Annotated in this window: 6 protein-coding genes; 2 read left to right on the forward strand and 4 right to left on the reverse strand. The window is 72.3% G+C overall.

The annotated features are described in order from the left end of the window. Window positions 1–432 precede the first annotated feature (432 nt). Window positions 433–2,073, reverse strand: a complete 1,641-nt coding sequence (locus ACFXGA_RS36775) for an FAD-dependent oxidoreductase (protein ID WP_378096620.1) — start codon at window positions 2,071–2,073, stop codon at window positions 433–435. Continuing rightward, entirely contained in the window at window positions 2,070–2,600 is a 531-nt protein-coding gene (locus tag ACFXGA_RS36780) for a DUF5987 family protein (protein ID WP_378096623.1), read from the reverse strand. Before ACFXGA_RS36780 ends, ACFXGA_RS36775 begins: the two co-directional genes overlap by 4 nt. 789 nt (window positions 2,601–3,389) lie before the next feature. On the opposite strand from ACFXGA_RS36780, the gene ACFXGA_RS36785 reads away from it, so the two are divergent. Continuing rightward, entirely contained in the window at window positions 3,390–4,118 is a 729-nt protein-coding gene (locus tag ACFXGA_RS36785; RefSeq protein WP_378096627.1) for a helix-turn-helix transcriptional regulator, read from the forward strand. Between the two features lie 75 nt (window positions 4,119–4,193). Here ACFXGA_RS36785 and ACFXGA_RS36790 read toward each other — a convergent pair whose 3' ends face one another. Beyond that, complete coding sequence (locus ACFXGA_RS36790) at window positions 4,194–5,555, reverse strand: cytochrome P450 (protein WP_378096630.1); 1,362 nt, start codon at window positions 5,553–5,555, stop codon at window positions 4,194–4,196. Next, window positions 5,552–5,974: a hypothetical protein gene (locus tag ACFXGA_RS36795; RefSeq protein ID WP_378096633.1), complete on the reverse strand. Its 423-nt coding sequence runs from the start codon at window positions 5,972–5,974 to the stop codon at window positions 5,552–5,554. Before ACFXGA_RS36795 ends, ACFXGA_RS36790 begins: the two co-directional genes overlap by 4 nt. A gap of 533 nt (window positions 5,975–6,507) precedes the next feature. Here ACFXGA_RS36795 and ACFXGA_RS36800 point away from each other — a divergent pair. After that, window positions 6,508–7,513, forward strand: a 1,006-nt coding sequence (locus ACFXGA_RS36800) for a DUF1702 family protein (protein WP_378096636.1), incomplete at its 3' end; no start/stop codon positions are given.

A 7,513-nucleotide genomic window follows, 5' to 3' on the forward strand; every position in this document is an offset into this window, starting at 1 on the left:
GCCCGCCCACACCCCCCCCCACACCCCCCCCGCCCCGCCGTCGTGCGTCCGGGGTGGTGGAACGCCGCGACACCGAGCGGTTCGGGCACCTGCGCCACCTGTGCCGGCCAAGGTTGGTGGGGTTCGGGTCGTGAGGTCTTCGGCACCGGGTCCTGTGCGGAACACGCCGCCGGGCGCGGTTCGCGGGGTCGGGCCTCGCGGTCGGCGTCGACCAGGTCTTCGGCACCCGGGGTCCTGTGCGCGGCGCGCTGTTGTGGGCGGTTGGCGGGGTTCGGGTCGTGAGGTCTTCGGCACCGGGTCCTGTGCGCGGCACGCCGCCGGGCGCGGTCCGCGAGGTCCCGCCTCGCGGTCGGCTCCGGCGGCGCGTCCGGCCGCGGCCCGAGGGCCGGCAGGGGCGTGGGACGAGCCCTTGCCGGAGACCCCGGACCGGAATCAGTCGATCACCGTCGCCGTGACCCGGCGCGCGCTGTTGCGGCCCTCCGGCGAGGGCGCGCCGTAGGTCACGTCGACCCCGCGCTCGCGCAGGGCGTGCACGATGCCGGGCATGGCCCGCTCGGCGAGCGCGGCGATGGTCAGCGCCGGGTTCACCGTCAGCGCGCCCGGCACGGCCGAACCGTCGGTGACGAAGATGCCGGGGTGGCCGCGCAGCTCGTGCCGGTCGTCCAGCGCCGAGGTCGCCGGGTCGTCGCCGATCCGGCACGACGCCAAGGGGTGCACGGTGTACGCGCCCACCACGTCGTTGGTCCACGGCTCGACCCGCGACAGGCCGTCGCGCTCCATGATCTCCTTGACCGCCGCGTCGGACTGCCGCCAGCCGAACAGGGTGTTCTCGGTCGGGCGGTACCGGATCGGCCCGCGGCCGAGCATCTGCTGCGAGATCCGGTACGCGTTGCCGGTGGGCGGGGGAGGGCCGAACACGCCTTCGTTGTCGTCCTCGGTCATGGAGAAGATGGTCAGCCAGGACTGCCACCTCTCGACGATCCGCTTCTTCTCCGCGCCGAACCACGACGGGCCGCTCGCGTCGGGCACCTGGGCCAGGATCGTGCCGAAACCGGGCGGGAAGTACAGCTGCTCCAGCGAGTAGCGGGAGAACTCCGGCAGCGAGCCGTCCAGGTTGTCCCAGCTCGCCACGACCGGGCCCTTGCCGATCTGGTTGGCGGCGTAGGCCAGGCCGTCCTCGCGGCTCAGGCCGAGCAGGTCGCGTGCCTTGTCCTCGTCGATGATCGCGGTGTTGAGCCGCTCGCCGTTGCCGGAGAAGTACTTGCCGACCGCGTCCGGCATCGTGCCGAGCGTCGCCTCGGACCGCTGGAGGATCACCGGGGTGGCGCCCGCGCCCGCGGCCAGGACGACGATCTTCGCGTCGATCTCGCCGCCGCCGACGTGCACGCGGTAGTCGACGTCGTGCACGATGCTGTACCTGACCCGGTAGCCGCCGTCCTCGGTGCGGCCGATCTGCTGGACCTCGTGCAGCGGGCGGATCTCCGCGCCGTGCGCGACCGCGGCGGGCAGGTAGTTGAGCAGCAGCGACCGCTTGGCGTCGAACCGGCAGCCCGCCATCATCCAGTTGCAGTTGGTGCACAACGCCTTGTCGATCGCCACCGGCACGGGGTTGGCGGTGCGGCCCGCGTGGTCGCAAGCGGCGGCGAACAGACCGCCCGCGTAGCTGACGTCGTCCCAGGTCTGGGTGGACACGGGCAACGCCTCGCTGACCCGGTCGTACCACGGGTCCAGGGTGTCGCGGGTGATCGCGGAGGGCCACATCCGCCGGCCGATGCTGCCCTTGCGCTCGAAGATGAACCGGGGGGCGCGGGGCATCGCGGCGAAGTAGACGACGCTGCCGCCGCCGACGCAGTTGCCGCCCAGCAGGCTCATGCCGTCCCCGACCACGAAGTCGAAGATCCGCGTGTAGGAGGAGCCGAGCAGGAAGTCGTGCTCGAAGTCCTTGCCCTCGAGCCAGGGGCCGCGTTCCAGCACGGTGACCTTCGCGCCGCCCGCGGCGAGGTGGTAGGCGGCGATCGCGCCGCCGAACCCGCTGCCGATGACGAGGACGTCGGTGCTCTCGGTGGTCGTCATGCGGGGCTCCCCGAGGGCGTGGTGTCCGGGTGCAGGCGGGCCAGCGGTCTGCCGTAGGAGTAGGCGGGGAACCGCCAGAGGCCGTCCGGGTCCGGCTTCGCGAAGCCCATCGCGACCAGGCCCGGGTGGTCGGCCGCGATCGCCTCGGCGGTGGGCAGGTGCGCGCCGGTGTCGAAGGCCATGTTGCTGAACAGCGCGAGGGCCACCCAACCGTCCTTCTCCGGGTGGCCGGGCGACGTCAGGGCGTGCACGAGCGCGATCCGGTCGGCGTAGGCCAGGGAGACGAAAGGCGGCACCGAGCCGTCCAGTTCGATCCCGCGGTCGGCGGCGTACGCGCTCGCGTGGTCGTTCAGCATCCGGGTCAGGTCGTCCAGTCCGGCGGCGATTCCGGCGGCCGGTGTTTCCAGCAATGCGACCGCGCCCGCGATTACCGCTCCGCCACCGGCCGCCGCGCCCGCGATGGCGCGATCGTCCGGCGCCCGTTTCTCGCCGGGAACTATCGTGTCCGCGAACGCTTCCAGCGTCATGGTTCGACCATCCTGTGGAATTTCCGGTGGCACGGCGTGTTCCTCCTGCGGTCAGGGGGGAGAAGGCCGACAACCCGTCCGGGGGTTGTCCGCGGCGCGCGGAAGGGCTTCCGCGGAAGCCGGTGTCGGTCATATCGTCGGACGTTCGCGAAGGCGCACGCATCTTCGTGCGTGCGGTCTTCGGCGCGCCCCGGTCGCGGTCCGTTCGGCGACACCGGGGCGGGTCCGGTCGTAACGCGTACCGCTGAAGGAATGAACCCCGGACCGGAACCCACCGGTCACCATATGTGCCGGTCAGCGATGCCCTACCACACTCCCGCCGGGATCCGATGCTATTTTTGCGGTGCTCCGCTAGGCGTGTTGGAGTACGTCCGGCCGCCTTACCTCCGAAAATTTCGCGGGCGTTCGACGAACAATGATGATTACTGTCGCGGTGTCCGGATCGGACGTTCCGGTTGTTCACAAGATCGCGACCTCTCCGCGGCCGCGTTGATCGGAAATGCGGGGCGTTGTCGGCTGGTTCGGGCGTCTTGCGAAGACCGTGGACGGCCTGGTAGCTTGCCGTGTGGCAAAGACTTTTTGACAAATTGCTGGGGAACTGGGGAAACCGAAGCGGGCAGGTTCGGCCGATGCCGAATCTGCCCGCGCTGAAGTTGCGCTTCCATCAGGTCACGCACCGCGGTGTGGTGCCACCGCGGCACGCTTTACCGGGCAACTTGTGTCGTCTACGAGTTGGGGGCAGTAGTGGAGGAAGTCATCGAAAAAGCCATCGGGCGAGTGATTGACTTCATGCACGAGAATCTTGGTGAGCATTTCACGATCGACGACATGGCACGGACCGCGATGTACAGCAAGTTCCACTTCTCCCGGGCGTTCCAGCGGGCCACCGGCATCTCGCCGGGCCGGTTCCTCTCGGCGATCCGGCTGCAGGAGGCGAAGCGGTTGCTCCTGTGCACGTCACTGACCGTCACCGACATCAGCCACCGGGTCGGCTACACCAGCGTCGGCACCTTCAGTTCGAGGTTCCGCAACAGCGTCGGTGTCTCGCCCACCACCTACCGCGAGCTCGGTGGTTTCGCACCGGAGATCCCGATGGCGAGGCGGGCCTCCGACGCGTCGTCCACGACCGTGCAGGGCGAGATCCTCGAGTTACCCGGGCGGCCGCCCGGTCTGATCTTCGTCGGGCTCTTCCCCGACCGGCTCCCGCACGGGTCGCCGGTCCGGTGCTCCGTGCTGGAAGGGCCCGGCCGGTACGTCCTCAACTCGGTGCCGGCGGGCACCTGGCACGTGCTGGCCCACTCGGTCGCCCTGGGCCGCGAGTCGACGCTCGGCGCGGGGCCGCTCGCCCCCGACCAGGCGCTCGCCGTGGCCTCGTGCGGGCCGATCACCGTCCGCCCGGACGTCCCGGTGACGCAGGCCGACCTGGCGCTGCGCCCCATCTCCGCCCTCGACCCGCCGGTCCTGCTGGCACTGCTGGACGTGCGGATGGTCGCGTTGCAGGGCGAACCCGTGAGCTGATCCGCCACCCGGATCCGACGGGAAGGACCCGCCACCCGGATCGGGTGGCGGGTCCTCCGCTCATGGGGGGCGCGGTCAGCGGGCGGCGTGCACCGTCATCGGCAACCCGCCGCGCACCCGCAGCGAGAGCATCGGCTCGGGCACGACCTCGTAGCCCGCCACCGTCCGCAGGTCCAGCTCGCGGGCGATCACGGCGGTGGTGAAGGTCGCCTCCATCATCCCGAGGTGGCTGCCCACGCAGAACCTCCTCCCGGCCCCGAACGGGATGTAGGCGTATCGGGGCCGGCCGTGCTTCGCCTCCGGCGTGAACCGCTCCGGGTCGAACCGCGCGGGCCGCTCCCAGAACGCCGGGTGCCGGTGCAGGGTGTACGGGCAGATCAGCACGTCCGAGCCCTTCGGCACCCGGTACCCGCCGACCACGTCGTCCTGCTGCGCCACCCGCGGCAGGATCCACACCGGCGGGTACAGCCGCATGGCCTCCTCGACCACCATCGTGGTGTAGCGCAACGCGGGCAGGTCCTCGAAGGCGGGCGCCCGGTCGCCGAGCACGGACCGCGCCTCGGCCCGGACCCGCTGCGCGACCTCCGGGTGCCGGTCGAGCAGGTGGAACGTCCACCCGAGCGTGCTCGCCGTCGTCTCGTGCCCGGCGAGCATCAGCGTCACCAGCTCGTCGTGCAGCCGCTGGGTGCCGAACGCCGGGTCCCGCTCCTCGCGGATCGAGACGAGCAGCCGGGACAGCACGTCGTCGCCGGCGCCGCCGTGGGCGTCCCGCCGCGCCGACAGCTCGTCCACCACGCGCCGCAACTCCCGGCGGGCACGGCGGAAGCGGAGCTGGTGCGGCAGCGGGACCCACATCGGCACCGCGCTCATCGTCACCATCTCGAACATGGCCTGGTCCTGCACGGCCTCGAACGAGTGGCCGATCGAGGCGAACTCCGACAGGTCCTCGTCCAGCAGGGTCCGGCCGAGCACGTCGAGGGTCAGGCCGGTCATCTCGCCCATGAGGTCGACCGGCCCACCGCCGATGCGCGCCTTCAACCGGTCCACGAGCCGGGCCGCGGACTCCGCCACCGCCCGCGCCTTCCCGGCGATGCGCTTGTGCTGGAACGCGGGCTGGGTGGCCTTGCGCTGCTTGCGCCACAGCTCGCCCTCGCTGGTCAGCAGGCCGTCGCCGAGGGCGCGGCGCGCGTGCACCAGGCCGATGCCCTTGTGGTAGTTGTCGGCGTTGTCGGCCAGCACCTGCTTGGCGTGGTCCGGGTGGTTGAAGAAGTAGAGCGTCTTCGGGCCGATCGCCATCCGGACGGCGTCGCCGTACCGGTCGGCGGCCGAGGACATCAGGTCGAGCCGGTCGCCCGCCAGCTTCCGCAGCAGGCTGAACGTCGCGCTGCGGGGCGGCCCCGGGGGAGTCCGCCCAAGGTCGGCCGCGGACCCGGTCACGTCGGCACGACCTCGGTGCCGCCCGGCGACCCGGCGACCGGGGAGTCCGAAGTGGACGCCGCGCCGGACCGCACCCCGTGGCGGGCGCGGGTCGCGACGCCGGGGGAGTCGACCGACCCGGTGGAGCCGCCGCCGACGGATCGCGGCGTGGGGGCTTCGTCGGGCGCGGGGGTGGTGAGAGGCCACATCCCCGCCCGCGCCGATCCGAGGGCCGCGCGGTCGAGGGCGTCGGAGGTCGTGCACGGGATCGTGCGCGGTGCCGCGACGACCCTCGGGTCGTGGCGCGGCGGGCTTGGTTTCGTCTCGGCCATGTCGGTCCCCTCTTCCTTGGCCTGGTTGCCGAGCCGCCGGTCGTACCGGCCCGAGCGGGGTCGCGGGTCGTGCTCGACGACCCGGCCGGCGAGGTCGGGTCGGCCCACGTGCGCCGGGAGCGGAAACCTGCCCGTCGGGGCGGACGCGAGTTCGTCGTGGGGCAGGGGGCGCGGCCGGGGGAAAGCGGAGGAACCCGCCGCGTGAACGACCGGGCACGAACCGGAAACGTGCTCGCGAACAGCCTCGCATGATCGCCGGCGGCATTGCTTCTCCGATTGTGCTAACCGACCCGGCGCGCTTTCCCGGAACATCGCGATCGCCTTGTCGTGACCGCCGGCGCGGCATCGTCCGAATGGAGGCACGACCGGTGCGCACGGAGCGTGGAATGAAGGCGGCCGCTCAATTGCGCACTCTCGAAGAAGAGCGGCACCGGCTCCACGCCGAATGCTGTAAGGGGTATCCGGGAGCCCTCCCGGTCACGCCGCCGGGTGGCCGTCCGCCCAGCCCTCGGGAGGAGGTGGGATGGCCCGCACGCGTGGCCCGACCGCCTTCGGTCCGTCACCCTCTTCCCCGGGGCGTCCGCGCGGCGCCGCCCTCGCCACACCGGCCGCAGACCACTCTCCGACGCTGGGGGTCAGACATGTCGACGACGTTGGGATCGTTGCGCCGGCTCGTGATGGCGCCGCCGCTGCGGGAGGTCGGGTTCGAGGCGCGCGGGTTCCCCGGCGCGTCCTCGCCCTCGGCGGCCCACCTGGAGGCCATCCCGCAGTCGGTCGTCTGCGGGTTCGAGTGGGGCATCGACGCGCGCGACCAGTGGGAGGTCGAGCGCAGGCTCGCGATCGTCGCCGCGGACCTGCGCGGCTTCGCCTACGAGGGCGCGACGATGGCGCTCACCATCCGCGACGTGGCGGGCCGCGGCACGCGCACGCGCGACCTCCTGCGCGGCCCCGGCGACCCGCACCTGTTCCTGGCCTACATCGGCATCGGGTTCGCGATGGCCCGACTGCCCCGCGCGCTGTGGCGCAAGGTGCTGCCCGACCTGTCCGACTCGCCCTACCACCCGACGATGAGCTGGCTGGCGGTCGACGGCTACGGCTTCGACCTGGCCTACTTCCACACCGACAAGTGGGTGACCCGGCAGCAGGTGCCCGCGCCGTACCCCTGGCTGGGCCGGCCCGACTACTTCCCGCGGGCGGTGGACCAGGGCATCGGACGCGCGCTGTGGTTCATCCACGGCGCGCGACCCGCCGACGTGACGCCGGCGGTCCTCCGGTTCGACCCGGCCCGCCACGCCGACCTGTGGAGCGGCGTCGGGCTCGCCGCCACCTTCGCCGGCGGCGCCACGTCCGCCGAGTTGGCGACGCTGCGCGCCGCGGCGGGGGAGCACCAGGCGCAACTCGCCCAGGGCGCGGTCTTCGGGGCCAAGGCCCGGGTGCACTCCGGATTCGTGCCGGAACCCAGCGCGACGGCCATCGGGGCATTGACCGATCTGTCACCCGCCGACGCTTCCGCGCTCGCCGACCGCACGGCCGTCACGCCGGACGAGGACGGCGCGGTGACCGCGTACGAACTGTGGCGCGGGGGGGGGGCCGCGCCCGATAACAGGCCCCGCGGCTCCCCAACCCCGTGTGGGCCGCCGAGCGGGA

This window comes from Actinosynnema sp. NPDC059335, assembly GCF_042752395.1.
Taxonomy (GTDB): Bacteria; Actinomycetota; Actinomycetes; order Mycobacteriales; family Pseudonocardiaceae; genus Actinosynnema.